24 protein-coding genes and 1 riboswitch are annotated in these 24,897 nt (G+C 65.6%); of the genes, 8 read left to right on the top strand and 16 right to left on the bottom strand.

Features of this window, described 5'->3' with window-relative positions; genetic code table 11:
• The first annotated feature begins 112 nt into the window (after positions 1 to 112).
• A complete protein-coding gene (locus tag ACFWO3_RS08720; protein ID WP_378576175.1) occupies positions 113 to 676 on the top strand; it encodes a type 1 glutamine amidotransferase domain-containing protein in 564 nt (187 codons plus the stop codon).
• Between the two features lie 16 nt (positions 677 to 692).
• On the opposite strand, the gene ACFWO3_RS08715 is transcribed toward ACFWO3_RS08720, so the two are convergent.
• Genes ACFWO3_RS08715 through ACFWO3_RS08705 form a run of 3 tightly spaced genes read right to left on the bottom strand, consistent with a single transcriptional unit; the run spans position 693 to position 5,307 of the window.
• Positions 693 to 1,076 carry a PPOX class F420-dependent oxidoreductase gene (locus ACFWO3_RS08715; RefSeq protein ID WP_378576172.1) on the bottom strand — a complete coding sequence of 128 codons (384 nt, stop codon included), beginning with the start codon at positions 1,074 to 1,076 and terminating at the stop codon, positions 693 to 695.
• Positions 1,076 to 1,672, bottom strand: coding sequence for a hypothetical protein (locus ACFWO3_RS08710; RefSeq protein WP_378576170.1), 597 nt, complete (start codon positions 1,670 to 1,672; stop codon positions 1,076 to 1,078). Before ACFWO3_RS08710 ends, ACFWO3_RS08715 begins: the two co-directional genes overlap by 1 nt.
• Before the next feature lie 14 nt (positions 1,673 to 1,686).
• Positions 1,687 to 5,307 carry a cobaltochelatase subunit CobN gene (locus ACFWO3_RS08705; RefSeq protein WP_378576168.1) on the bottom strand — a complete coding sequence of 1,207 codons (3,621 nt, stop codon included), beginning with the start codon at positions 5,305 to 5,307 and terminating at the stop codon, positions 1,687 to 1,689.
• A 38-nt stretch (positions 5,308 to 5,345) separates the two neighbouring features.
• Positions 5,346 to 5,498, bottom strand: a riboswitch (cobalamin riboswitch).
• 6 nt (positions 5,499 to 5,504) lie between these two features.
• On the opposite strand from ACFWO3_RS08705, the gene cobG reads away from it, so the two are divergent.
• The 3 genes from cobG to ACFWO3_RS08690 are packed head-to-tail and all read left to right on the top strand — an operon-like array spanning position 5,505 to position 8,792.
• On the top strand, positions 5,505 to 6,638 hold the full coding sequence (gene cobG / locus ACFWO3_RS08700) for a precorrin-3B synthase (protein ID WP_378576165.1): 1,134 nt from the start codon (positions 5,505 to 5,507) through the stop codon (positions 6,636 to 6,638).
• Positions 6,639 to 6,681: 43 nt separating this feature from the next.
• Positions 6,682 to 7,308, top strand: a complete 627-nt coding sequence (locus ACFWO3_RS08695; RefSeq protein WP_378576163.1) for a precorrin-8X methylmutase — start codon at positions 6,682 to 6,684, stop codon at positions 7,306 to 7,308.
• On the top strand, positions 7,305 to 8,792 hold the full coding sequence (locus ACFWO3_RS08690; protein ID WP_378576161.1) for a precorrin-2 C(20)-methyltransferase: 1,488 nt from the start codon (positions 7,305 to 7,307) through the stop codon (positions 8,790 to 8,792). The genes ACFWO3_RS08695 and ACFWO3_RS08690 overlap by 4 nt, the downstream gene beginning before the upstream one ends.
• Before the next feature lies 1 nt (position 8,793).
• Here ACFWO3_RS08690 and ACFWO3_RS08685 read toward each other — a convergent pair whose 3' ends face one another.
• Genes ACFWO3_RS08685 through ACFWO3_RS08675 form a run of 3 tightly spaced genes read right to left on the bottom strand, consistent with a single transcriptional unit; the run spans position 8,794 to position 11,369 of the window.
• Positions 8,794 to 9,534 carry a Clp protease N-terminal domain-containing protein gene (locus tag ACFWO3_RS08685; RefSeq protein ID WP_378576159.1) on the bottom strand — a complete coding sequence of 247 codons (741 nt, stop codon included), beginning with the start codon at positions 9,532 to 9,534 and terminating at the stop codon, positions 8,794 to 8,796.
• A gap of 51 nt (positions 9,535 to 9,585) precedes the next feature.
• Positions 9,586 to 10,488, bottom strand: a complete 903-nt coding sequence (locus tag ACFWO3_RS08680; protein ID WP_378576157.1) for a serine hydrolase — start codon at positions 10,486 to 10,488, stop codon at positions 9,586 to 9,588.
• A complete protein-coding gene (locus tag ACFWO3_RS08675; RefSeq protein ID WP_378576154.1) occupies positions 10,485 to 11,369 on the bottom strand; it encodes a LysR family transcriptional regulator in 885 nt (294 codons plus the stop codon). The genes ACFWO3_RS08680 and ACFWO3_RS08675 overlap by 4 nt, the downstream gene beginning before the upstream one ends.
• Before the next feature lie 185 nt (positions 11,370 to 11,554).
• Here ACFWO3_RS08675 and bla point away from each other — a divergent pair, with 185 nt between their 5' ends.
• Together bla and ACFWO3_RS08665 are read left to right on the top strand one after the other, a co-directional pair.
• Entirely contained in the window at positions 11,555 to 12,511 is a 957-nt protein-coding gene (gene bla, locus ACFWO3_RS08670; protein WP_378576152.1) for a class A beta-lactamase, read from the top strand.
• A 19-nt stretch (positions 12,512 to 12,530) separates the two neighbouring features.
• On the top strand, positions 12,531 to 13,199 hold the full coding sequence (locus ACFWO3_RS08665; protein ID WP_378576150.1) for a DUF5701 family protein: 669 nt from the start codon (positions 12,531 to 12,533) through the stop codon (positions 13,197 to 13,199).
• Between the two features lie 10 nt (positions 13,200 to 13,209).
• Here the strand turns inward: ACFWO3_RS08665 and ACFWO3_RS08660 are convergent, their stop codons facing one another.
• The 5 genes from ACFWO3_RS08660 to ACFWO3_RS08640 form a co-directional block, all read right to left on the bottom strand.
• Positions 13,210 to 13,725 (bottom strand): transglycosylase family protein, encoded by a 516-nt coding sequence (locus tag ACFWO3_RS08660; protein WP_378576148.1) that lies wholly within the window; start codon positions 13,723 to 13,725, stop codon positions 13,210 to 13,212.
• A 204-nt stretch (positions 13,726 to 13,929) separates the two neighbouring features.
• A complete protein-coding gene (locus ACFWO3_RS08655) occupies positions 13,930 to 14,670 on the bottom strand; it encodes a cobalt-precorrin-6A reductase (RefSeq protein ID WP_378576145.1) in 741 nt (246 codons plus the stop codon).
• 2 nt (positions 14,671 to 14,672) lie between these two features.
• Positions 14,673 to 15,422 (bottom strand): precorrin-4 C(11)-methyltransferase, encoded by a 750-nt coding sequence (gene cobM / locus ACFWO3_RS08650; RefSeq protein WP_378576143.1) that lies wholly within the window; start codon positions 15,420 to 15,422, stop codon positions 14,673 to 14,675.
• Complete coding sequence (gene cbiE, locus ACFWO3_RS08645) at positions 15,419 to 16,666, bottom strand: precorrin-6y C5,15-methyltransferase (decarboxylating) subunit CbiE (RefSeq protein ID WP_378576141.1); 1,248 nt, start codon at positions 16,664 to 16,666, stop codon at positions 15,419 to 15,421. Before cbiE ends, cobM begins: the two co-directional genes overlap by 4 nt.
• On the bottom strand, positions 16,663 to 17,436 hold the full coding sequence (locus tag ACFWO3_RS08640; RefSeq protein WP_378576139.1) for an SDR family NAD(P)-dependent oxidoreductase: 774 nt from the start codon (positions 17,434 to 17,436) through the stop codon (positions 16,663 to 16,665). The genes cbiE and ACFWO3_RS08640 overlap by 4 nt, the downstream gene beginning before the upstream one ends.
• A gap of 30 nt (positions 17,437 to 17,466) precedes the next feature.
• Between ACFWO3_RS08640 and ACFWO3_RS08635 the strand changes: the two genes are divergently transcribed.
• Positions 17,467 to 17,877: a TIGR03618 family F420-dependent PPOX class oxidoreductase gene (locus tag ACFWO3_RS08635; RefSeq protein WP_378576137.1), complete on the top strand. Its 411-nt coding sequence runs from the start codon at positions 17,467 to 17,469 to the stop codon at positions 17,875 to 17,877.
• A gap of 12 nt (positions 17,878 to 17,889) precedes the next feature.
• Here ACFWO3_RS08635 and ACFWO3_RS08630 read toward each other — a convergent pair whose 3' ends face one another.
• A complete protein-coding gene (locus tag ACFWO3_RS08630) occupies positions 17,890 to 19,026 on the bottom strand; it encodes a M24 family metallopeptidase (protein WP_378576134.1) in 1,137 nt (378 codons plus the stop codon).
• Positions 19,027 to 19,063: 37 nt separating this feature from the next.
• On the opposite strand from ACFWO3_RS08630, the gene ACFWO3_RS08625 reads away from it, so the two are divergent.
• Positions 19,064 to 20,011: a 5'-3' exonuclease H3TH domain-containing protein gene (locus ACFWO3_RS08625; protein WP_378576132.1), complete on the top strand. Its 948-nt coding sequence runs from the start codon at positions 19,064 to 19,066 to the stop codon at positions 20,009 to 20,011.
• Between the two features lie 2 nt (positions 20,012 to 20,013).
• On the opposite strand, the gene ACFWO3_RS08620 is transcribed toward ACFWO3_RS08625, so the two are convergent.
• From ACFWO3_RS08620 to tatA, 4 genes are all read right to left on the bottom strand, one after another.
• On the bottom strand, positions 20,014 to 20,682 hold the full coding sequence (locus tag ACFWO3_RS08620) for a DUF4333 domain-containing protein (protein ID WP_378576129.1): 669 nt from the start codon (positions 20,680 to 20,682) through the stop codon (positions 20,014 to 20,016).
• Between the two features lie 89 nt (positions 20,683 to 20,771).
• Entirely contained in the window at positions 20,772 to 23,531 is a 2,760-nt protein-coding gene (locus tag ACFWO3_RS08615; RefSeq protein ID WP_378576650.1) for a DEAD/DEAH box helicase, read from the bottom strand.
• 18 nt (positions 23,532 to 23,549) lie between these two features.
• Entirely contained in the window at positions 23,550 to 24,500 is a 951-nt protein-coding gene (gene tatC, locus ACFWO3_RS08610; protein WP_378576125.1) for a twin-arginine translocase subunit TatC, read from the bottom strand.
• Between the two features lie 94 nt (positions 24,501 to 24,594).
• Positions 24,595 to 24,855: a Sec-independent protein translocase subunit TatA gene (tatA, locus tag ACFWO3_RS08605; protein ID WP_378576122.1), complete on the bottom strand. Its 261-nt coding sequence runs from the start codon at positions 24,853 to 24,855 to the stop codon at positions 24,595 to 24,597.
• Positions 24,856 to 24,897 lie beyond the last annotated feature (42 nt).

The following is a 24,897-nucleotide window of genomic DNA, read 5'->3' as shown; positions in this document are numbered from 1 at the left end:
CCCACGATGCCACCGGACGACTCTCTCCGTCACGAAACAACGTGGCGAGAACTTGCGGAGTACGGTCGGCCGGGGAGCAACAGGACCGGATTCAGCTCGGAACGGAGGCATCATGTCGGACACGACCACGTCGACTCTCGAAGGCCGCACCATTGCTGTGCTGGCGACCGACGGCGTCGAAGAAGTCGAATTGACCCAGCCCCGCTCGGCGGTCGAGAACGCGGGTGGAACCGTGCGATTGATCTCGCTACGGGCAGGCGACATACAAGCGATGAATGCCGATGTGAACGCCGCCGGTACCTACCCGGTCGATCAGCTGGCTTCCGACGCCGCGATCGACAGTTTCGATGCCCTGATACTCCCCGGCGGCACCACCAATCCCGATCGGCTGCGACAGGATTCGAATGCGGTGGCCTTCGTGCGGGATTTCGTGCGTTCCGGCAAGCCGGTGGCGGTGATCTGCCACGGGCCGTGGACTCTCGTCGAAGCCGACGTCGTCCGCGGACGCACGCTGACGTCGTATCCGAGCGTGCGGACGGACATCCGTAACGCCGGGGGCACGGTGGTGGACGAGGAGGTCGTCATCGACGGCAATCTGGTCTCGAGCCGCAATCCGGACGACCTACCGGCGTTCTGCAAGGTGATCGTCGACGTGTTCGCAGATAGCCCGAGCTGATCCCAGCCCGAATCTCTCACTCGACGGGGCTGATGGACAACCCCGTCGTTCCGTCTTTGCCACGACGCAGTGCACTCCCCTTGACGGTGAGCCAGCCGAGGATTCCGTACTTGCGCGTGATCAACGACCGCACATGCTCGGTCCCGGAACCGTCCAAGACTTCGGCTCGGGCTTCGACCGGATCGCCTTTCGGGTTTCCACGCGCATCGCACACGGCGACGGTGACCTTCGGATTCCGACGGATTCTCTTGATCTTGTACGAGTCCGTCACCGTCCACATCAGGAGGTTTTCACCCTCTGCCGCTGCCCACAGCGGCGTTGCGACCGGACTTCCGTCCTTGCGAAAGGTCGTGAGCAGCACGTATTTCGCGGATGCGACCTTGTCGAATTCTGTGCTCATCACGCGATTCCAGACTGCGCTGCGGCCTGCGACCACGACAGCAGGGTGACCCGGTTCGGCTGTCCGTCCCACCAACCGTCGATGCGCGGGCTCTGCGAAACGCGACCATCGGTGGCGGGGCGACGCACCAACTCCACCGATCCTGCCTTCCCGTCTACAGGGTCGCCCGAACCCACGACGTGCGCGGTGTTCTCCATCGGCTGGGGCCCGGTGTCGGTGTGGCGGAACTGGTCCGCCTCGGTACCGCCCGACGCGATCACCGAAGCGACGACCGACACGTACACGGGATCATGCACGGCGTCGTACACCCATCGCTCCCCCAGAACCGAATGCTGCATGGTTCCGACGAGGGCGTCGTCCGCCCCGGTCAACGGCGCACTGCGGTACGTGAGCGGCACCTGGAACAGTGAGCCCTCCCCGTCCCTCAGCAGATGGGTTTCGATACCCACTTCACCGTCGGGGTCGTCGAAACGGTAGCTGGCCAGCTGCTCGAGCTCCGGATGTTCTCCCGACCCGTACCAGTCCTGCGACGGCAGCCAAGACGCGATGAGATCGAGCTTCGACGGCTGGAGTTCGGCGTTATAGACGAGTGCCATGCCCCGAGCGTATGTCAGTCGCCCTCGAGTTCGCCTTCGGTCTCGAGATACACCTGCCGAAGTCCGTCGAGAGTGCTCTGCTCGGGAGCCTCCCACAGTTGCCGCTCCGCCGCCTCGAGCAGGCGTTCGGCGATCCCGTGCAACGCCCACGGGTTCGATTTCTCCATGAACTCGCGATTGGTTTCGTCGAGCACGTAGGACTCGGCCAGCTTCTCGTACATCCAGTCGGCCACCACATTGGTCGTCGCGTCGTACCCGAACAGATAGTCGACGGTCGCCGCCATCTCGAACGCACCCTTGTAACCGTGTCGGCGCATCGCCTCGAGCCAGCGTGGATTGACCACACGGGCCCGGAAGACGCGGGACGTCTCCTCCGACAGTGTTCGAGTCCTCACCGATTCCGGCCTCGTACTGTCGCCGATGTACGCCTCGGGCGACTGTCCGGTGAGCGCCCGGACAGTCGCCACCATGCCACCGTGGTACTGGAAGTAGTCGTCGGCGTCGGCGATGTCGTGCTCACGTGTGTCGGTGTTCTTCGCCGCCACCGTGATCCGCTTGTACGCGGCACGCATGTCGTCTGCCGCCGGGACACCGTCGAGGCCGCGGCCGTAGGCGAAGCCACCCCAGGTCGTGTAGACCTCCGCCAGATCCTGGTCGCCCCGCCAGGTCTTCGAATCGATCAACTGCAGCAGACCGGCGCCGTACGTACCCGGTTTGGATCCGAAAATGCGAGTGGTGGCGCGCCTTTCGTCGCCGTGTTCCGCGAGGTCCGCCTGTGCGTGGGCACGAACGAAGTTGTGTTCGGCCGGCTCGTCCAGGGCGGCCACGAGTTGTACGGCATCGTCGAGCATCGCGAGCACGTGCGGAAACGCATCGCGGAAGAACCCACTGATACGGACTGTGACGTCGATGCGCGGGCGGCCGAGTTCCTCGAGGCCGATCACCTCGAGGTTCACGACGCGGCGACTGGCCTCGTCCCACACCGGGCGCACACCGAGCAGCGCGAAGACTTCTGCGATGTCGTCACCGGACGTCCGCATCGCCGACGTGCCCCAGACAGACAGCCCTACCGAAGTTGGCCACCGACCGTGATCACGCCGGTAGCGGTCGAGCAGCGAATCTGCCATCGCCTGACCGGTTTCCCACGCGAGCCGTGAAGGGACGGCCTTCGGATCGACGGAATAGAAGTTGCGGCCGGTCGGGAGCACGTTGATCAGGCCACGCAGCGGCGAGCCGCTCGGTCCGGCTGCGATGAACCCACCGTTCAGAGCGTGCAGCACCTGTGCGACCTCGTTGTCGGTCTGCCGAAGTCGGGGAACCACCTCGGTGGCAGCGAACTTCAAGATCTTCGCGACCGTCGGATCGCTTGTGAGGACATCCGCGGCGTCCGGATCCCAGTCCTTGTCGAACATGCCTTTCACGAGGTCGAAGGCCGCCTTCTCCACCTCGTCGACGCGACCCCGTGCCTCGTCACCCTCCTCGCTGAGTCCGAGGGCCTCTCGGAGGCCGGGAACGCTCTTCTCGCCACCCCACATCTGACGTGCCCGAAGCATCGCCAACACCAGTTCGACCTCCGCATCGCCGACGGGGGCCTGCCCCAGCACGTGCAATCCGTCACGGATCTGAACGTCCTTGATCTCGCACAACCAACCGTCGACGTGCAGCAACATGTCGTCGAACACGTCTTCGTCGGGGCGCTCCTCGAGTCCGAGGTCGTGGTCCATCTTCGCGGCCCGCATCAGCGTCCAGATCTGCTGCCGAATGGCCGGCAGCTTGGACGGGTCGAGCGCCGAGATGTTCGCGTGCTCGTCGAGAAGTTGTTCGAGGCGTGAGATGTCCCCATAGCTCTCCGCACGCGCCATCGGCGGGATCAGATGATCGACGAGCGTCGCATGCGCCCGGCGTTTCGCCTGTGTCCCCTCCCCCGGGTCGTTGACGAGGAACGGGTAGATCAGCGGCAGATCTGCGAGAGCTGCATCGGTGCCGCAGGTGGCGGACATGCCGAGGGTCTTGCCGGGCAACCATTCGAGATTGCCGTGTTTGCCCAGGTGGACTACGGCGTCTGCGCCGAAGCCGCCGTCCTCCGCGGCCGCGGCGATCCAGCGGTACGCGGCAAGGTAGTGGTGGCTCGGTGGCAGATCCGGATCGTGGTAGATCGCGACCGGGCGCTCACCGAAACCACGTGGCGGCTGCACCATCAGAACGAGGTTGCCGAACTGCATTGCGGCGATGACGATCTCGCCGTCCTTGTCGACGGAGCGATCGACGAACAGGTCTCCCGGGGCCGGTCCCCAGTGCTCCTCTATTCCCTCGCGCAGATCCGCAGGCAACGTGGCGAACCATTCGCGATACCGGGCGGCGGAGATGCGGATCGGATTGCCTTCGAGTTGCTCGGCGGTCAGCCAGTCCGGGTCCTGCCCGCCGGCCGCGATCAGCGCGTGTATCAGCGCATCGCCGTCCCTGTCTGCGAGGCCTGGAATCGCTTCGGCTCCGCTCTCCGGTCCGAGGTCGTATCCGGCAGCGCGCATTTCGGACAGCAGAGCGATTGCGCTCGCCGGGGTGTCGAGGCCGACTGCGTTACCGATTCGAGCGTGCTTTGTCGGGTAGGCGGACAACATCAGCGCGATCCGACGCTGCGGTGCGGGAATGGTCCTCAACTTGGCGTGCCGGACCGCGATACCGGCCACACGCGCGGCCCGTTCGGTGTCGGGAACGTAGGTCGACAGCCCGTCCTCGTCGATCTCCTTGAACGAGAAGGGAACCGTGATGAGGCGCCCGTCGAACTCGGGGACGGCAACCTGGGTGGCAACGTCGAGCGGCGACAGTCCGTCGTCGTTCGCCTCCCACGTGGCACGACTGCTCGTCAGGCACAGACCCTGCAGAATCGGAACGTCGAGTGCGGCAAGTTCGGCAACGTCCCACGCCTCGTCGTCGCCCCCGGCACCGACAGTGGCGGGCTTGGTGCCGCCCGCAGCTAGAACCGTCACCACGAGGGCATCCGCCTGCGCGAGAGTTTCCAGAAGTTCGGGTTCCGCGGTTCGCAGCGACGCGCAGTAGATCGGCATCGGATCAGCGCCGGCGGCGGTGATCGCCTCGCACAGCGCCTCGACGTAACGCGTGTTCCCTGCGAGATGCTGCGCACGGTAGTACAGAACCGCCACCTTCGGCTGTGAGTGGTTTGCGAGTCCCTGGACTCGCCAACCACTCACAGAGGAAAGGTGGCCCCAACTCGGCAGGTGAACCGGCGGCTCGAAGCCGTGCCCCGTCAGCAGCACCGTGTCGGACAGGAAGTTGTACAGCTGCGCCAGATTCTCGGAGCCGCCCTCGGCAAGGTAGTTGTGCGCTTCTGCGGCGACACCCACCGCGACCGTCGAATGCTCCATGAGCTCCGCGTCGGGCGCGTGCTCGCCGCCGAGCGCAACCACCGGAATCCCGGACGCGACGACCGCGTCGAGACCTTCCTCCCAGGCCCGCCGTCCACCGAGAATGCGGACCACGACGACGTCGACGCCGTCCAGCAGCGCGGGGAGATCTTCGTCCACCAACAGCCGGGCGGGGTTCGCCCACCGATACTCCGCTCCGCTGGCGCGGGCACTGAGCAGGTCGGTGTCGGACGTCGAGAGCAGCAGAATCACGGATGAAGCCTTCCTTGGGGGTGTCGCGCCCCGTGGCATGGGTCGAGTGGCCCGCAGGCGAGGGTCTGGCTGCCCGACGAACCGTTCTCGATCTGCCGGGTACACAGTGGCGCGACCGCACCGGATTCGCACCGGTTTCCTCGCCTGCGGTCGCAAGTGATCGTGATGCTACCGGGGTCGCGCAGTAACCTGTGACCATGCCCCGACCGCGCTCCCGCCCCGACGCCTGCCCTGGCGCCTTGCAGGTTCACGAAGCGGCGGACGGCAACCTGGCGCGCGTCCGGTTGCCTGGTGGAGTTCTCACTTCTGCGCAGATCCAGACGCTCTCCGAGTCCGCGGCCCGGTGGGGCAACGGCGAACTGGAGTTGACCACGCGAGGCAATGTTCAGCTGCGAGCTGTCTCCGACCCCGCCGCGTTCGCCGACCGCATCGCAGCGGCGGGATTGTTGCCGTCTCCGAGCCACGAACGGGTCAGGAACATCCTCGCGTCGCCGCTCAGTGGTCGCGTCGGCGGACAGGCCGACATTCGTGACCTGGTCCAGCAGTTGGATCGAGCATTGTGCGACGCGCCCGCGTTGTCGGGTCTACCGGGGCGGACGCTCTTCACTCTGGACGACGGCCGTGGTGACGTGACGCCACTGGCAGCAGATTTCGGTGTTCACGCAACGACGAACACCGAATCGGCGTTGCTACTCGCCGGACGCGACACCGGGGTGCGCCTGCATCCTTCCGAGGCCGTCGCTGCGCTGATCGAATCGGCACATGCTTTCCAGGCGGTTCGCCGAACGGAGTGGCGGCTCGCCGAAGTCCCCGACGGAATCGACCGTGTCCTCGAGCGGCTCGACCTGTCCACCACAACCGACCCGTTGCCCGCTCCCGCCGAGTCGCCTCCCCCGATCGGATGGCTGGACCAGGACGATGGGTTCGTCACCCTCGGGGGCGGTCTGCCCTTCGGCATTCTCGATGCGCGCCTCGCAGAGTTCCTCGCTGCCGTCGAACGACCGGTGATCATCACCCCGTGGAAAACCCTTCTGCTGTGCGATCTCACCGAGCACATGGCCGAACAGGTCGTCCGTGTCCTGGCACCGATGGGCCTGATCTTCGACGAGAACTCCCCCTGGCTTCACATCAGTGCATGCACCGGCCGGCCGGGATGCGCAAAGGCGTTGGCGGACGTCCGCACCGATGCCCGGGCAGCACTCGAACGTGGCGAAGTACCGATCGTCGGGAATCAGCACTGGTCGGGCTGCGACCGGTTGTGCGGCCGCCCCCGCTCCACCGTCACCGACGTCGTCGCCACCGCGGACGGATATCTCCATCAGGCAACGTGACCACGGTGCGACCGCCCACTCATCCACCTCTATCGTCTAACCCATGACCGAGTACATCCGCGACGGTGCGGAGATATACCGCCAGTCGTTCGCCACGATTCGCGCGGAGGCCGCACTCGACCGGTTTTCCGGTTCCGTCTCCCAGGCCGTCGTACGGATGATTCACGCGAGCGGGCAGGTCGATCTCGTCGACGACATCTCGTTCACTCCCGGCGTGATCGACGCTGCACGCACTGCGATGAAGGCCGGCGCACCCGTTCTCTGTGATGCCGACATGGTCGCGGCAGGTGTCACCCGCACGCGTCTTCCCGCCGACAACGAGGTGCTCTGCACCCTTCGGGATCCACGGGTGCCGGCCCTTGCCGAGAAGATGGGCAACACCCGGTCGGCCGCAGCGCTCGAATTGTGGGGCGACAAGCTCGGCGGCGCAGTCGTCGCCATCGGAAACGCACCGACGGCACTGTTCCACCTGCTCGACATGATCGAAGCCGGCGCGCCTCGGCCCGCCGCGGTGGTGGGCGGTCCGGTGGGATTCATCGGTGCCGCCGAATCGAAGGAAGCACTGATCGCACATCCCGCCGCACTGGGCCACCTCCTGGTACGCGGACGCCGCGGAGGCAGCGCCATCACTGCAGCTGCCGTCAACGCGATCGCGAGCGAGATCGAATGACCGGGAAAATATGGGGTGTCGGCATCGGCCCGGGTGACCCGGAACTGGTCACCGTCAAAGCCGCCCGAGTGATCGGGGAAGCCGACGTGGTGGCGTTTCACAGCGCACGGCACGGCAGGAGCATCTCTCGCGGCGTGGCCGCGCCCTACATGCGCGAAGGCCAGATCGAAGAACACCTCGTGTATCCGGTAACCACCGAAACCGTGGACCATCCCGGCGGCTATCAGGGCGCCATGGACGAATTCTACGAAGAAGCGGCCTCGACACTTGCCGCCCACCTCGAGGCGGGACGTGACGTCGCACTGCTCGCAGCTGGCGATCCGCTGTTCTACAGCTCCTACATGCACATGCACAAGCGGCTCGCAACCCGCTTCGATTCCGAGATCGTGCCGGGAGTCACGTCGATCAGCGCCGCGTCCGCGACGATGGGCACCCCGCTCGTCGAGGGCGAGGAAATCCTCACGGTGTTGCCAGGCACTCTTCCCGAGGCGGAGCTCACCCGTCGCCTCAGGGAAACCGACGCGGCCGCGATCCTCAAGCTGGGGCGCACCTACCCGAACGTCCGCCGGGCACTCACCGATTCGGGGCGAATCGACGAAGCCCGATACGTCGAGCGCGCCAGTACCTCGCGGGAACGTGTCACTTCCGCCGCGCAGGTCTCGGACGACGAGGTTCCGTACTTCTCCATCGCCGTCGTCCCCAGCCCCTCCAACAGTCGGCCCCGACAGGGAGTGGTCGACGTCGGAGAGGTGGTCGTGGTCGGTCTCGGCCCGGGCGACCAGAGATGGACGACATCCGAAGCGGCCCAGGAGCTCTCTCGTGCCACCGATCTCGTGGGCTACGGCCCGTACGTCGATCGCGTCCCCCACCGACCGGGGCAGCGCCGCCATGCCAGCGACAACCGCGTCGAGGCCGAACGGGCCGCCATGGCATTGGATCTCGCGAAGAACGGGGCAACGGTAGCGGTCGTGTCGTCTGGAGACCCCGGGGTGTTCGCGATGGCCGCGGCCGTGCTCGAGGTCGCCGCGGACGAGCAGTGGCGAGACGTGCCCGTCCGAATCGTCCCCGGGATGACCGCGGCCAACGCCGTGGCGAGCCGGGTCGGCGCACCGCTCGGCCACGATTATGCGGTGCTGTCGCTGTCCGACCGCCTGAAGCCGTGGGACATCGTTGCACGACGAATTTCCGCGGTCGCCGGGGCCGACATGGCCTTTGCGGTCTACAACCCTGCGTCGAAGTCACGCACGTGGCAGGTGGCTGCCATGCGCGACCTGGTTCTCGAGCACCGCTCCCCCGACACTCCGGTGATCATCGGGCGAGACGTGGCCGGTGCCGAGGAAAGCGTTCGGGTGGTGCGTCTCGCCGATCTCGATCCGGCCGACGTCGACATGCGTTGCCTGCTGATCGTCGGCTCTTCGACGACGACGGTGCGCGAACACGCCGACGGCCGAAGGGTGTTCACGCCCCGTCGTTACCCGAACTGAGCTATTCGGCGTTCTTCATCGAGTCGACGACGGCCTGCAAGGCGGTCAGCAATTTCGCCTCGGCTGCCTCCTTCTCGATTCCCAGACCCGAGAGCACTCCGTTGCCGTCCTCGTGCTCGAGCAACGCGAGAAGGACGTGCTCCGTGCCGACGTAGTTGTGGCCCAGCCGCAACGCTTCCCGGAACGTCAGTTCGAGGACCTTCTTGGACGCACCGTCGAACGGGATCAGCGCGGGAACGTCCTCCGCGGCAGCGGGCTTCGTCTCGGTTGCCGCGCGTCGCACATCTTCGAGTCCGACACCCAACTCCACGATGGCGCGCGCGCCCAGCCCTGCTGGATCCGCGAGCAATCCGAGAATCAGGTGTTCGGGAGTGATGACGTCGTTGCTCGCGCTGCGCGCCTCGTTCTGCGCCGCAACCACGACGCCGCGGGCGCGCGGGGTGAACCGGTTGAAACCCTCGTTCGGATCGAGATCCGATTCACCACTCGGCCCTTTGGGAACGAACCGTTTCTGCGCCGCCTGCTTGCTCACCCCCATGCTCTTTCCGATATCGGTCCACGAGGCGCCGGATCGGCGGGCCTGATCGACGAAGTGCCCGATCAGATGGTCGGCAACCTCGCCGAGATGCTCGGCCAGCAACACGGCGTCGGACAGTTGGTCCAGGGTATCGGGGTGACCGTTCTTGATGCCGTCGATGAGTTCGTCGAGTCGGACGTTGTGGGTCATCTTCACTGTTTCCATGCGTCAACCATAAGTTGACGAATCGCCTTCGTCAACCCTTGGTTGACGGCCTCAGTTCAAGCGGCCCGTCCGCAGCTCGGTCACCGCGATCCTGGCCGCTCGCCCAATGGCATCGTCGACCACAGGCAGCATCGGATCCGCCCTCGCCGCCCGAGTGAACACGGAGACCACAACCGGAATCTCACCCGGAAAGCTAACCACCGCAACCTCGTTACGGATTGCGCCGATGGTGCCGGTCTTACCCGCCACCACGACGTCCGTGTACGGAAACCCCGACCGAATGCGGTGTGACCAGACCTGCGCAGCCATCACCTCCCGCACGAACGCTGCGCGTTCGGGTGACAGGATCCGATCGGTCCACACCGCATCGAGCAGAGTCGTCATCTCCCGCGGAGTCGTCGCACTCACGTAGGACGGGTCGTATGCGGATACGGTCCACGCTTCGTCGTTGTTGGCCAGTGCCGCGAATGCTTCTGCAGTCGTGTGCGCTTTCGCGTCGATCACCAATCTGCGATGAACGTCTGCGGTGCCACCGACCACTCTGGTCTTCGTGAGACCGAGACCGGCCAACAACGACTCGACACGGTCCACACCGACAAGGCCGAGCACCAGATCGGCTGCGGCGTTGTCGGACACGGTCATCATGGACGTGGCGAGATCTCGCCAACTGAGCGTGACCGCATCTCTGAATAACGACACCCCGGTCGGCCCCGGCGTGCAATACGCGGGTTCGATTCTCACCGTGTCGCGCGGATCGGTTTCTCCGGCGTCGAACGCCTCGCAGAGCGCGAGCATGAGCGGAAATTTGTACACCGAGGCCAACACGACCAGATCGTCTGCGCCTACCGACACCTCTACGTCGTCGCGTCCACCGACTCGCCGCGCATGCAGGTGCCCCACGCACCCCGCATCGGCGAAAACGTCCCGAATACGTTTCTCCGTGTCGGTGGTCATCGGTTCGCCGCCAACATGACTCGGTCCAACGCCCGCACCGCAGCAGCCGGTTCGTGATCGCGCCGCCACACGATGCGTGTTCGCAACGCGAGTTCTTCGCGGAGCAGATCGACCCACGCAACCCCGGGTACCGCGGCGGGCCGCGCCGCCGTGACACCGAAACACTCACCGGCAGCGATTCGACCCAGGAGATCGCGTGCGTTCTTCGCGATCCGCACCTCGGGGTCGAGACCTTTGGTGCGCAGAAGGTCGATCAGCAGGTCGTGTGCGGGCGGATTGTCCGAACGCGAACGGGACGCGAAGGCCAGTCCGCGCAACATCCGCAGATGCGGCCGCTCCGCCTCGACGACGGGGTGATCAGCCGGAGCAAGGAGCCACCGCCGCAGCGTGAGGACGGGGCCACATTCGAGCCCTGTCAACAGAGCCGGATGGTCGACGACGGCGAGATCCAACAGCCCGCCGGCCACGGAGTCCACCAATCGGTTCGTGGAGTCCGTAGTGGTCGATACCGCAGTCACTGCGCCGGACACACTGTGTCGCAATGCGTTGACACACGCCATCGCAGCTTCGTCGGGAACCGTGTCCGTGACTCCCAACCTGATCCCGGAATCGCTGCCGCCGGCAACGCGACGCGCTTCGTCCTCGAATCGCGCGGCATCGGCAACCAACAACCTTGCGCGTGGGAGGAGTTCGCGTCCTGCCTCGGTCAGAACAGCGCCCCGGTGTCCTCGATGTACGAGATCCGTTCCCACCTTCTGCTCGAGCCTGCGCATCCCTTGCGACAACGGCGGCTGGGTCATCCCCAGCCGCTCCGCAGCACGACCGAAGTGACCTTCCTCGGCAACCGCGACAAAGAAGTTCAGATGACGGATCAGATCCATGGGACGCCATTCAACCAGGCACCTGGTGAGGGTTCGGCTTCGATCCCGCCCCGCGGCACACTCCGGACGAACGCGGGTTCGAACCGATCCATACCCCGGCGAACCTGGGACGATACGGTTTGCGACTCACAACCCGTACGCAATCGTATTTGTGAATCACAGCATCCGCGGCCAGATTGTCCGGCATGACCTGGAAACTTCGACCCGCTCGTACCGCCATTGCCCTCGCCGCTTCACTCCCACTCGTTCTGGGAGGGTGCGCCGCCGCCGACTCGTCCGCAACCGAGGCTCCGAATGCCACCGCCCAATCGACGACCTCGGTCGAGCGCAGTACCGACATCGAGCGCAATCTCGACCCCGTCATGGGGGATCTGGAAATCGGCGCGTCCGCCCGCGTCGGAATCGCGGCGGTGAACACGGTCACCGGTGAATCGTACGAACATCGGGCAGACGAATCGTTCGCACTCTGCTCGACGTTCAAGACCTACGCGGCAGCCGAGGTGCTGCGTCGAGCGAGGGCGGGAGCCACGTCCCTCGACAAGCACGTGACCATCGAACCGGGCAAGGTCGTCGAGAACTCGCCCGTCACCGGCCCCGCGGCCGGCACGTCCATGCCCCTCGCGCAGATCGCCCGGGCAGCACTGACACACAGCGACAACACGGCGGGCAACTACCTGCTCGAGGAGATCGGCGGACCACCCGCGGTGACGGCGATCGCGCGCGAGATGGGCGACGACACCACTCGACTGGACCGGTGGGAGACCGACCTCAACGAGGCCCTGCGCGGAGATCCGCGTGATACCTCCACTCCGGGCGAACTGGCCGACGGATACGAGAAGTTGTTGCTCGGAGACGGACTCTTCGACGCCGATCGCGAACGACTCGTCGACTGGATGCGGGAAAGCACCACTTCCGAGCAGCGCATCCGTGCCGCACTGCCGCCCGGCTGGAGCGCGGCCGACAAGACCGGTGGCGGCAGCTTCGGTACGGCCAACGATGCAGGAGTCGTGTGGTCACCGAGCGGTGAACCGATCGTCCTGGTGATCCTCACGGACAGCACGACGAATCGCGCCGACGAGCCGGCGAACAATCGCGTCATATCCGAGGCGGCCGCAGCGGTGATCGACGCCCTCGGATCCTGACTTCAGGCATCATGGTCCGATGAGCGAAGCCCCGAGCGCGACCACATTCCTGGACACATTGCCACCACTGATCGACCAGGCGGAGCGGTTGATCCGAGCGGACGTGCACACCAGTGCCGACATAGCCGAAGACCAGCTACGTGACTACGCCCGGGCCAACGAACGCGGAGACGGCGCGCTGCTCGTTGTTCATCCCGACCGCGCGGTGGGGGCAGCGATCGCCCCGTTGATCGAGCACGCCGGCAAGCCGGGTTTCGTCGTCGTCGACATGACGGATATCGACAGCTTCGCCCCCATCGAATCGGTCGACATCCCGGACACTTCGCTGTACACGGTGTCCGGGATCGACCGCGGTGACGACATGGCGAACTGGAGTCCGGACGAGGCGTTGCCCGCGATCACCGCAGCGGGCCGCACACCGCTGACGCTGACCGAGGGCATCCACTGGCTGATTCAGCAGCCGGAGGCACTCGAACGCAACCGCTGCTTCATGACGATCGGATCCCGCCTGGTCAAGCCCAACGGCGCTCTCGATGCCAGGACCCCAGCGATCTGGATCAGCAACGGCAGCGGGCGCGACGGCGCCGTCAATCGCAATGCACCGAAGGTCGGATGGTGCTGGGCGGGGAACCGACACACCTGGCTGGGTTTCGCGTCCGCGGAGCGGCGGGAGGCCGGTCTCGGCTAGCCGAATCCCTTTACCGGGACGCGGCTTCCGCCGCGATCGCACGGGCCCCTTCCAGGGCGACCCTCGCGATCATGGTGGAAGTACTTTCGTCCGAGGTCGCTGCCGGCGCCGAGTCGGCTTCCGTCTCGGCAGTCACGTCCTGTTCCGGTTCCGGTGTCGATTCCGACGGCGAAGTCTCCAGGGTCAGGAATTGGCCGCACACCGGCCAGGCGCCCCGACCTTGGGTCTGCAGCACGTTCTCGGCGACCATGATCTGTTCGGCCTTGCTGGCTTCCGAGGCAAGCCCCTTACCGCCATGGGACTTCCATGTTTCCGGTGTGAACTGAAGGCCCCCGTAGAACCCGTTTCCGGTGTTCGTGCTCCAGTCGCCACCGCTTTCACACTGCGCTACCTCTTCCCAGTTGTGGGGGGCGGCTGACGCAGTTCCTGCTCCGAGTCCGAGCAATGCGATGCAGAGTGCGCCGAACAGGCCGATCAAGGTCGCGCGGCGGGCGTTGCCGCTGGGTCTTCGATCGATGCGGATCATGCTGGCTCCATCTCTCCGCGGAATGCGGATGTGGCGTGCCGGCAACGTTTCGTTGTCAGCCAACGTAGATGACGTCCGAAAGCCGACTATGCGAGTGACAGAAGTGGGAATTGTTCGGTTCTGAGGTTCCGTGTCCGTTCCGATGCCGTGTCGCAACCTTGTCGTTACTGCAACTTTCAGGACACCGAACGACAAAAGACCAGTTCAGGTGATCGATTCGATCCAGGAAACCGCACCGGCAACGTCGTCGACCACCTCGATACCGGGCGGAAGGGTCGGCCGACGTACGAGGAGCACCGGAATCGCGAGGGCCGCGGCGGCATCCAATTTCGCGGCCGTGGCCTGTCCCCCGCTGTCCTTGGTCACCAAGACGTCGATCCGATGCCTGCGAATCAGCGCCGTTTCCGCGCCGACCGTGAACGGTCCGCGTGCAAATATCAATTCCGAGTTCGGGGGCACCGGCCCCTCCGGTGGATCGATGGCTCGCACCAGAAACCACAGGGCGTCCAGACCGGCGAAGGCGTGAACACCCTGCCTTCCGATCGTGAGGAAGGCGCGGGTTCCCAGTTGCGGCAGCACGGCCGCAGCCGATTCGACGTCGTCCACTGCCGTCCAGCCCTCGCGCTCGGCGCCGAGCCACCCGGGACGCTGCAACGCGACCATCGGCACACCAACCCGTGCTGCTGCCTCGGCGGCGTTCTGCGTCATCCGTGCAGCGAACGGGTGGGTGGCGTCCACGATCAGATCGACGCGGTTGTCGCCGAGCCATCGCACGAGACCGTCGACCCCGCCGAATCCGCCTACCCGGACCTGCCCTGACGGTAGGAGCGGTTCGCGCACCCGGCCTGCCAACGAGGACACCACCTCGATATCCCCCGCCGGTTCGAGGCCGGCAGCGAGGGCGCGGGCTTCACAGGTTCCCCCGAGGATCAGAACGCGGGTCACGGTCAGTGGGTGACTCGGGTGCGGGTAGCCGAATAGAGGTAGCTGTCCGGAAAGCCTTCCGCGGCCAGCACCTTTCCGACGATCACCACTGCAGTTTTCGTGATGCCGGCGTCGTGTACCCGGCCGGTCAACGACGCGAGAGTGCCGCGCAGAACGACTTCGTCGGGTCGTGAGGCGTACGCCACGACGGCCGCCGGACAGTCAGGCCCGTAGTGCTCGGACAGTTCCTCGACTATCTGCTCGATTCGATGTGCGCCCAGATGGACGACGAGGGTGGCGCGGCTACGCCCGAGCGACCGCAGATCTTCCCCCTCGGGCATCGCAGTCGACAAGGTGGACACTCGGGTCAACACGATGGTCTGCGAGACTCCGGGGACCGTGAGTTCGCGACCGAGGGATGCTGCGGCGGCCGTGAATGCCGGTACTCCGGGGACCATTGCGTAGTCCACTCCGGCAGCGTCCAGCCTTCGCATCTGTTCGGCTACTGCGCTGTAGATGGACGGATCACCCGAATGCAGGCGTGCAACGTCGAGGCCGGCCCCGTGCGCCTCCACCAACAGGGCGACGATCTCGTCGAGATTCAAACGCGCCGTGTCGATCACCCGCGCATCCGGTGGGCACTCCTTCAGGAGTTCGTGCGGTACGAGACTGCCCGCGTAGAGACATACCGGGCTCTCGGAGATGATGCGTTGCGCTCGCACCGTCACCAGGTCGGCCGCTCCCGGGCCGGAACCGATGAAGAAGACCGTCATGGTCGCTCCTGTCCTTCTCGTGCCGCCGCAGCCTGTTTGGTCACCGACCACTGCACCACCGGCAGATGTGGGCGCCAGGACGTGAAGTCGCCCAGCGGCTCGCCGCGATACACCTGAAATTTCCGCAGGGTCCCACCGTGGGCTCCGTACCAGGCGAGCAGGGTCGCCTCCGACTCGGCGGTCACCGCGTTCACAACCATTCGGCCGCCGACCGGAAGACGGCGCCAGCAGTGATCGAGAAGCCGGTCCTGGGTAACGCCGCCCCCGACAAAGATGGCGTCCGGCACCGAGGTCGCGGACGAAAGCGAATTGAAAGCATCCGGCACCTCACCGGCCGACACCAGACTCGGCACCCCCAGACGATGGGCGTTCGCCCGGATCTGCTCCACCCGCGAGTCCTTTCGCTCGAAACACACTGCTCTGCAACGCGGGTGGGTGCGCATCCACTCGATTCCGATCGTCCCGGAACCGCCGCCGACGTCCCACAGCAACTCCCCCGGCGCGGGTGCCAGCGCGCACAGAGTGAGAGCCCGAATCTCCTGCTTGGTCATCTGCCCGTCGCCGACGTACGCGTCGTCCGGCAGACCGGGAAGGCGTCCGAGTCGAGTCCTCGCCTGGTCGCCGACGCACTCGATCGCGATCACGTTGAGCGCGCCCGCCGGTCCGCGATTCCAGTCCCGCGCCGAACCGCGGAAGTCCGATTCCCGGTCGGCGCCGAGATCGGACAACACCGTGAGCACGGAGCCACCGAACCCGTGTTGCGTCAGCACTTCCGCGAGCGCCGCGGGTGTGCGCTCGTCGCGGCCGAGCACCAGCAGTCGCGCTCCATCACCCAGTTCCGGTAGCACGGTTTCGATTTCCCGATGCACCACGCTCACCACCGGGATCTCGTGGGATGTCCACCCCATCCGGGCGCAGGCCAGTGTCACCGAAGACGGGTGCGGGACGACACGAACGCCGTCCGGCCCGAGCAAACCGACGAGGGTGGAACCGATTCCATGGAACATCGGATCGCCGCTCCCCAGCACGCACACCGACACTCCGTCGTGTTCGCGAAGGAGTGCCGACAGCGCGGGAACGAGCGGCGACGGCCACACGACCCTCTTCGCCGCCGAATCCGGGACCAGCGCAAGCTGACGACGCGAACCCATCAGGACTTCTGCGGAAGCGATCTCGCGTCTCGCGGTGGGTGACAGTCCGTCCCAGCCGTCAGCCCCGATCCCGACCACCACAACGGGACTCATCGCGGCATCCGTCGCCACACCGACTGAGGGACCACCTGCATGACGAGGAACGCCGGCCGCAATCTGCGCGGGACGGTGACACGGCTTGCACCGCGCTGCAGCCCGCGGACCACCGCGTCCGCCACCTGACCCGGTGTGCGCGACAGAGGTGCGCGCGGCATGCCTTCGGTCATGCGCCCGGTCACGAATCCCGAGCGCACCAGCATCAACGACACTCCTGTGCCGTGCAGAGCGTCGCCGAGTCCACTCGCGAAACCGTCGAGTCCCGCCTTCGCGGATCCGTAGACGTAGTTGGCCCGTCGCACCCGCACGCCGGCGATGGAGGAGAACACCACGATGGTGCCTCGCCCCCGCTCGCGCAAGAGGTTCGCGAGATGAGTGAGAACCCCGACCTGCGCTACGAAATCGGTATGGATCACGTCGACCGCGTGCTGCGCCTCTCGCTCGGCCCGCTCCTGGTCTCCGAGCACGCCGAATGCGAGCACCGTGACCACGGGCGCCCCGTACTCGCGCGTCACCGACTCCAGGAGCGGCGCGTGACTACCCAGATCGTCGGCGTCGAACTCCACACAGGCGACGTTCTCGGCACCGGCGTCGAGAACGGCACGACGCTCGACCTCGAGATCACCACTTCGACGGGCTGCAAGAACGACTGTTCGACCGGGCGCCAAACGGGTCGCGATCTCCACACCGATTTCGCTGCGCCCGCCCAGCAGCAACACCGTTCCGCCGTCCGGCAATCCTCTGTGCTTGCTCGATCCCACGTTCACCCCACCAGTGTCCTGGATTACCGTCAACGCATGCACCGCACCCCCGCAACCCGTGTCGTCCTCACGGAAGCCGCGCAGGAGTTCCTCGCCGAATACCACCTCGGCACCCTGACCACCCTGCGCAAGGACGGCACACCACACGTTGTCGCCGTCGGCTTCACCTGGGACGGCGCACAGGGTGTTGCACGGGTCATCACCTCGGCCGGGAAGCAGAAGACGATCAACGCCGAGAGGGGCGGTTACGCCGCGGTCAGTCAGGTCGACGGCCGTAGGTGGTTGACGTTGGAGGGGCCGAGCCGTGTTCTCACCGACCCCGAGTCCGTCGCGGCTGCCGAGGAGCGCTACGCCGCCCGCTATCGACAGCCGCGAGTGAATCCGAATCGGGTGGTCGTGGAGATAGCCGTTACCCGGGTTCTCGGGTCCGCAACGCTCCGCGAGTGAGGACCGCCGCTCTCAACCGAGAACCGTCAACCCGTGCGGGCGGACGTTCACGGGTTCGCACCCGTCGGCTGTCACCACCACGATGTCCTCGATACGGGCACCCCATTCGCCACGGAAGTAGATTCCGGGCTCCACGCTGAACGCCATCCCCTCCCTGACCGGGACCGAGTTCCCCGCGACGATGTACGGCTCCTCGTGCACCGACAGGCCGATTCCGTGCCCCGTGCGATGGACGAAGGCATCGGCGAGCCCCTGCGCCGCCAGCACACTCCGTGCGGCAGCGTCGATGGCTTCGGCGGTGACGCCGGGAGCGATCAGATCGACTGCGGCTCGCTGCGCTTCCTCGAGCACCGCATACTTGGCCGCGACGTCCGGACTCGGCTCCCCCATGCTGTATGTGCGGGTGGAGTCGGAATTGTATCCGGGTTCGACCGGGCCGCCGATGTCGATCACGACGATGTCGCCCTGCTCGATGACTCGATCGGACACTTCGTGGTGCGGATCGGCGCCGTGCGGTCCCGACCCGACGATCACGAATGCGGCCTCGGTGTGCCCTTCCGCGAGGATCGCCGACGTGATGTCCGCGGCGACATCCGCTTCCGTTCGGCCGGCCCGCAGAATTTCGCCCATCCGTGCGTGCACCCGGTCGATCGCCTGGCCTGCACGGCGCAGAGCTTCGATCTCCTCGGTGTCCTTGATCATTCTGAGTTCGCGCAGCACGTCGGTGGCCAGGACGGGGAGGGCGCCCACGCCGGCGGCCACGGGAATCAGATGGAGGGCAGGCATCGCATCGGTGACCGCCACGCGTGCCGGTCGTGGGAGCCCTTGCGCCACTATCTCGTACGGATCGACGCCGTCGACCCAATCGCGAATCTCGAGGCCCAGTTCGTCCGCCGCCGAATCCTTCAGCGCCGCAAGTTCGAGACGAGGTATCACCACCGAGGCGGGCTCGCCGTCGGCAGGAATCACCAGGCACGTCAATCGCTCGAACGACTGAGCATTGGAACCCAGCAGGTACTGGAGATCGGGGCCGGGTGTGATCAGCAGAGCATCGAGTCCTGCATCGCGTGCGGCGGCCGCCGCGCGCGACAGCCGATCTGCATAGACCGAGGACGAGAATCGGGTACTGGCTCCGGCATGAGTGCTCATGGTCCCCACGTTAGTGCCGTTTGGCAGGATGAGTCCCATGAGTGGACCCTTGCTCGTCCTCGACGGTGCCAGCCTGTGGTTTCGGGCGTACTACGCCCTACCCGAATCCGTCACCGCACCCGACGGCCGGCCAGTGAACGCTGTCCGCGGTTTCACCGACATGGTGGCTGCGCTCGTCTCTCGCCATCGACCGTCCAGGCTGGCCGTATGCCTCGACCTCGATTGGCGCCCGCAGTTCCGGGTGGATGCTGTCCCCACGTACAAGGCCCATCGAGTGGCCGAGGAGTCCGACGGTGCATACGAAGAAGTTCCCGACACACTGACACCTCAGGTCGACATGATCATGGCCGTGCTCGACGCTTTCGGCATCGCCACCGCCGGCGCCGAAGGCCTCGAAGCTGACGACGTACTGGGGACACTCGCAGCGCGTGAGACGTCCGACCCCGTCGTCGTGGTGAGTGGCGACCGAGATCTGCTGCAAGTGGTCGCCGACGATCCGGTACCGGTTCGCGTCCTCTACGTCGGCCGTGGTCTCGCGAAGGCCGAACTTCTGGGGCCCGCCGAGGTGTCCGAGAAGTACGGTGTTCCCGGCCACCGTGCAGGCCCTGCATATGCCGAACTGGCCACGCTCCGCGGTGACGCCTCGGACGGATTACCAGGCGTGCGCGGTGTCGGCGAGAAGACCGCATCGACACTGTTGAACAGGTTCGGGTCACTCGATGCCCTACGCGCGGCCGTCCTCGACCCGGAGTCGGACCTGGCAAAGGGTGTGCGTGCAAAGATGACCGCCGCCGCCGACTATCTCGATGCCGCACTTCCGGTCGTCCGCGTCGTGACCGATGCGGACGTGTCGATGTCCAAGACCGACACCATACCTACCGCACCGGCGGATCCTGAACGTTTGAGCGCGTTGGCGGACGAATTGGGAATCCGCAGTGCAGTCGGGCGCCTGGAAGAGGCACTCGCCGCACTCGCGAGCTCCTGACGTCAGCTGGGTCGGCTGACCTCGTAGGTTCCCTCGTCGTCCGTGAAGGTCAGCGTGACGGACTTCTGTTCACCGTCGACCGTGAGGTCGCAGTCGAAACTGTTGCCCTTCTTCACTTCCTGATCAGCCGGGCAGCTGACACCTTCCACATCCTCGGCACCGTAGGACTCGGTGACGATCGTCGTGACGCCTTCCTGTGCAGCCGTCTGGTCGAGGGTGTCGCTGCCGAGCGCGCGGGCCGCGAAGATCGCGCCCACGACGGCGATGATCAGCACGATCACACCGATGCCGATGAAGATCGGTGCCTTCGACTTCCCGGTTTGCCCCTGGCCGGGCGGCCCCCACTGGGGCTGGCCGGGCTGTTGACCCCACTGCTGCTGCCCGGGCTGAGGTTGACCCGGTTGGGGCTGACCGGCCCACTGGGGCTGTTGTTGCTGGCCGGCCCACTGAGGCGGCACTGCCTGCCCCCACTGAGGCAGGCCCGGCTGAGGCTGGGAACCTGGCTGGGGTTGCTGGCCGGGTTGCTGACCCCACGGCTGCTGGCCGTACTGTTGGCCTGGCTGTCCCTGCGGACCGACCTGCGGCGCACCGTATCCCCCGTTGGGGTCGGGATTTCCCTGCCCCTGCGCCCACTGACCATTCGGGTCGTTCGGTCCATAAGGGCCGCTCATGTTCGCCTCCCGCTCACATCTCTTCATAGTGCCTGGTCACTGCATGGTCTTCACTCACCGTAGCGCCCTGTCCCCCGCACATCGGGTCATCATCCCGCATCCACCCCGACGACACCCCTGCGGATCGCGCTCACTGCCCGCCCTGCGGCCTTGGCCACTTCCGGATCGGGAGACGTCGAGCGTACCTGTTCGAGCAGGTCGATCACTTGTCGGCACCACCGGACGAAGTCACCCGCCGACAGCGCTCTCCCCTGATCACCGGCTGCGAAGAGAGCTTCGACCAACGAGTTCTCACTCGCCCACTGATGGATTGCCGACACGAAGCCGAAATCGGGTTCTCGGGTCGGCGGGAGCTTGTGCCGGATCTCGTCCGACCGCAGGTCACGCCAGACTCCAAGGGTTTCGTCGAGTCCGTGTCGCAGAGCCCCGGTGGCAGCGAAGTCCACGGTGTCCCCTTCCCTACGCGATTCGTACACCACGCACGAGACGACAGCGGCCAACTCCGGAGCACTCAGCCCCTTCCACACACCTTGTCGCAGACACTCGGCAACCAGAAGGTCACTCTCGCAATAGATTCGACTCAGTCGCACACCGTCGTCGGTGGCCTCGGGGTGATCCCCCGGCGAGATGTACCGTCGCTCGGTGAGGAGGGAGAGGATTCTGTCGAACGTTCGTGCCAACGAGTTCGTCGTCGCAGCCACCTTCTGACGCATCGAGTCGGTCTCGCGAGCCAAACGATTGTGGCGTTCCCCGATCCGTGCGAGTTGTTCACGGTCGGGCCAACTGTGGCACGGGTGACGGCGGATCTCCTTGCGCAGCCTGGTGATCTCGGCGTCTGATCCACCTGTCTTGTTCCGCTTCTTTCGGCCCGGAACCACGATGCCTGTGCTGCGCAGTGCCGACGCCAGGTCACGACGGGCCCGAGCGGTGTGGTGATCGAGACGTTTGGGCAATCGGAGAGCACCCAGCACTCTCGGCGGATCCGGGAAGTCGGCGCTCGAGACACGGCCGGACCATTTGTCGGCGGTCAGGACGAGCGGCCGCGGGTCGTCGGTGTCGTGATCCGGTTCCAGCACCACAGCCAGTCCGGAGTGCCGGCCGACGGTGAGCCCGACGATATTGCCGCGACGCAGCGAGGCCAGCGCTTCCACCGACGCTTCGCGACGTGCCGCCTTCTTCCCCTGCTCGAGCAGTTTCTCGCGTCGGGTCAGGTCTTCCTTCAACTTCACGTACTCGAGGTATTCGCTGTCCTCACCGCCGAGACGCTCACGCAATTGCGCAAGAGCCACTTCGTTCTTCTCGATGCCCCGAATCATGCCGACCACGGACCGATCCGCCTGGAACTGCGCGAACGAACGTTCCAGGAGCCGCCGCGACTCCGGTACACCCATCCGGTCGACCAGATTGATCGTCATGTTGTACGCAGGCTTGAACGAACTGCGCAGTGGGAACGTGCGAGTCGACGCGAGACCTGCCACGTCCACCGGTTCCACACCCGGCTGCCACAGAACGACCGCGTGCCCCTCCACGTCGATTCCGCGGCGTCCTGCCCGCCCGGTCAGCTGCGTGTATTCCCCCGGGGTGAGCTCCGCATGGGTCTCACCGTTGTATTTGACCAGCCGTTCCAGGACCACGGTGCGTGCCGGCATGTTGATGCCCAACGCCAGCGTTTCGGTGGCGAACACCGCCCGGACCAGGCCCTTCACGAACAGCTCTTCGACCGTCTGTCGGAAAACCGGCAGCATTCCCGCGTGGTGTGCCGCAAGACCTCGCTCGAGCGCCTTCCGCCATTCCCAGTAACCGAGTACCTCGAGATCCGCGCGCGGCAGGTCGGACGTGTGCTTGTCGATGATCTCTCGAATCTCGACGACCTGTTCGTCCGTGGTCAGATCCAGCCGCGAACGGAGGCACTGTCCGAGCGCGGCATCGCATCCGGCCCGGCTGAAGACGAAGGTGATCGCCGGCAAGAGGCCTTCCTCGTCGAGGCGCGCGATCACTTCGGGACGAGGTAGCGGCCTGAACGTGCTACGGCCCATTCCGCCACCACGTGCACCCCCACCGCGCTGTGGACCACGGCCACGGCCGCGACCACGCGATTCCCACCGATCCTCGCGTTCCTGGGCCTGACGCTGCTTCACGTAGCGAACCAGATCCTGGTCGACAATCAGGTTCTTCTTGGCGCTGTCCGAGCCGAGCGCGCGGACGTCGAACAGATCGAACAATCGACGGCCCACCAGAATGTGCTGCCACAGGGGAATTGGCCGCGTCTCGTCGACCACCACGGTGGTGTCGCCGCGCACCGTTTCCATCCAGGCGCCGAACTCCTCGGCGTTGCTGACGGTCGCCGAGAGACTGACGAGGCGAACCTCCTCCGACAGATGCAGGATCACCTCTTCCCACACGGCACCGCGGAACCGGTCCGCGAGGAAATGAACTTCGTCCATCACGACGTGGGACAACCCTCGTAGTGCAGGCGAGTCCGCGTACAGCATGTTTCGCAGGACTTCGGTGGTCATCACGACGACGTCCGCATCCGCGTTGATGCTCGAGTCGCCGGTCAGAAGCCCGACCGTATCGGCGCCGTAGCGCGCGACCAGCTCCGAGTACTTCTGATTGCTCAGCGCCTTGATCGGGGTCGTGTAGAAGCACTTGCGACCTGATTCGAGGGCAAGGTGCACCGCGAACTCACCGACGACGGTCTTGCCGGCCCCAGTGGGCGCGCAGACGAGCACCCCGTGTCCGGTTTCGAGTGCACGACATGCCTCGACCTGGAAGGGGTCCAGGTCGAAACCCAATTGCGCGCCGAATGCATCCAGTTGCGTTCCGACCGCATTTCCCTCAGGTGTCACAGCCACACCGCCAGGTTGTCACAACGTGTCGGAGAAGTCCTGTCCCGGTCCGGTGTTGTCGGCACGAGAAGTCCCCGCCGGGGATTCGGCCAGATCCGTCGGCCTCTCGATGCTGGACGCTTCTTCGTCGTCCAGCTCGCTCCAGTCGTCTCCCGTGCGTGCCTTCCGTCGATCGTTGAGCCGGGCAACCTGGACGGCGAGCTCGAAGAGCAAGGTCAGAGCCAAGGCGAGCGCCAACATCGAGAACGGGTCCTGACCCGGCGTGGCGATTGCAGCGAACACGAAGAGGCCGAAGATCAGGCCACGGCGCCACGCCTTGAGTTTCGCGTACGGCAGGACACCCACGAAATTCAATGCCACGATGAGCAGCGGAATCTCGAAGCTGACCCCGAAGATGATCAGCAGGTTGATGATGAACCCGAAGTATTCGGCACCACCGAGCGCGGTGATCTGTACGTTGTCGCCGATCGTGAGCAAGAAGTGCAATGCCTTCGCGACGACCACGTAGGCGAGCACGGCACCGGCGACGAACAGGAGGGCAGCCGACACGACGAAGCCGACCGCATAGCGGCGCTCGTTCTTGTACAACCCGGGAGTGATGAACGCCCACAGTTGGTACAGCCAGACCGGGCAGGCGAGCACGATCCCTGCCGTGATCGCCACCTTGAAGCGCAGCATGAACTGTTCGAACGGACCGGTGGCCAGCAAGCGGCACGTACCGTCCGAGCTCAGGTCCGCCCGGCTCGAATCGGGTAGCGAGCAATATGGGCCCCGCAACAGTTCGCCGAGGCTTTCGATCCCGAGAACGGTGTGTGCGTACCAGAAGAATCCGACAGCTGTGGTGACCACGATGGCGAGAAGCGACAGCAGAAGTCGCGTTCTCAGCTCGTAGAGGTGGTCTATCAACGACATGGTGCCGTCGGGATTGGTCCGTCGCTTACTGCGACGGGGATCGAACGGAATGCGCACGGGTGGGCCCTGGTTCTCGATCAGCAGCAGATGGGGTGTGCTCGGCGCGTCACCCGGGGCGACGGAAATTCACCCCGGGCGCGGCGTCGAGGGGCTAAGCCGACTTGGGTTCCGTGTGCTGTTCGGAAGTGGCGCCCTGTGCGGACTGCCCCGAGGGGAGCTCGGCCGACTTCGCAACCGTGCCGGTGTTCTCCTTTGCCTGCGCGTCGTCGTTCTGCATCTCCTTGACTTCGCTCTTGAAGATGCGCAGCGAACGCCCGAGACCGCGTGCCGCATCGGGCAGCTTCTTCGAACCGAACAGGATCAGAACGACCACCGCGACGATGGCCCAGTGCCAGGGGCTCATGGCTCCCATGATGAAACCTCCAAAAGATCAGTTGCCTGCGATGCTACCGGA

It is taken from the genome of Rhodococcus sp. NPDC058521 (assembly GCF_042719695.1).
In the GTDB taxonomy this organism is placed as follows: domain Bacteria; phylum Actinomycetota; class Actinomycetes; order Mycobacteriales; family Mycobacteriaceae; genus Rhodococcus_F.
Note: the sequence above shows the minus strand (reverse complement) of the source record. Positions and strands in the feature narration are given on the sequence as shown.

Bases quoted from the DNA above. Each gene is read 5' to 3' on its own strand.
- ACFWO3_RS08720 (WP_378576175.1), top strand. From the start codon at position 113: ATGTCGGACACGACCACGTCGACTCTCGAAGGCCGCACCATTGCTGTG.
- ACFWO3_RS08715 (WP_378576172.1), bottom strand. From the start codon at position 1,076: ATGAGCACAGAATTCGACAAGGTCGCATCCGCGAAATACGTGCTGCTC.
- ACFWO3_RS08710 (WP_378576170.1), bottom strand. From the start codon at position 1,672: ATGGCACTCGTCTATAACGCCGAACTCCAGCCGTCGAAGCTCGATCTC.
- cobG (WP_378576165.1), top strand. From the start codon at position 5,505: ATGCCCCGACCGCGCTCCCGCCCCGACGCCTGCCCTGGCGCCTTGCAG.
- ACFWO3_RS08695 (WP_378576163.1), top strand. From the start codon at position 6,682: ATGACCGAGTACATCCGCGACGGTGCGGAGATATACCGCCAGTCGTTC.
- ACFWO3_RS08690 (WP_378576161.1), top strand. From the start codon at position 7,305: ATGACCGGGAAAATATGGGGTGTCGGCATCGGCCCGGGTGACCCGGAA.
- ACFWO3_RS08685 (WP_378576159.1), bottom strand. From the start codon at position 9,534: ATGGAAACAGTGAAGATGACCCACAACGTCCGACTCGACGAACTCATC.
- ACFWO3_RS08680 (WP_378576157.1), bottom strand. From the start codon at position 10,488: ATGACCACCGACACGGAGAAACGTATTCGGGACGTTTTCGCCGATGCG.
- ACFWO3_RS08675 (WP_378576154.1), bottom strand. From the start codon at position 11,369: ATGGATCTGATCCGTCATCTGAACTTCTTTGTCGCGGTTGCCGAGGAA.
- bla (WP_378576152.1), top strand. From the start codon at position 11,555: ATGACCTGGAAACTTCGACCCGCTCGTACCGCCATTGCCCTCGCCGCT.
- ACFWO3_RS08665 (WP_378576150.1), top strand. From the start codon at position 12,531: ATGAGCGAAGCCCCGAGCGCGACCACATTCCTGGACACATTGCCACCA.
- ACFWO3_RS08660 (WP_378576148.1), bottom strand. From the start codon at position 13,725: ATGATCCGCATCGATCGAAGACCCAGCGGCAACGCCCGCCGCGCGACC.
- cobM (WP_378576143.1), bottom strand. From the start codon at position 15,422: ATGACGGTCTTCTTCATCGGTTCCGGCCCGGGAGCGGCCGACCTGGTG.
- cbiE (WP_378576141.1), bottom strand. From the start codon at position 16,666: ATGAGTCCCGTTGTGGTGGTCGGGATCGGGGCTGACGGCTGGGACGGA.
- ACFWO3_RS08635 (WP_378576137.1), top strand. From the start codon at position 17,467: ATGCACCGCACCCCCGCAACCCGTGTCGTCCTCACGGAAGCCGCGCAG.
- ACFWO3_RS08630 (WP_378576134.1), bottom strand. From the start codon at position 19,026: ATGAGCACTCATGCCGGAGCCAGTACCCGATTCTCGTCCTCGGTCTAT.
- ACFWO3_RS08625 (WP_378576132.1), top strand. From the start codon at position 19,064: ATGAGTGGACCCTTGCTCGTCCTCGACGGTGCCAGCCTGTGGTTTCGG.
- ACFWO3_RS08620 (WP_378576129.1), bottom strand. From the start codon at position 20,682: ATGAGCGGCCCTTATGGACCGAACGACCCGAATGGTCAGTGGGCGCAG.
- tatA (WP_378576122.1), bottom strand. From the start codon at position 24,855: ATGGGAGCCATGAGCCCCTGGCACTGGGCCATCGTCGCGGTGGTCGTT.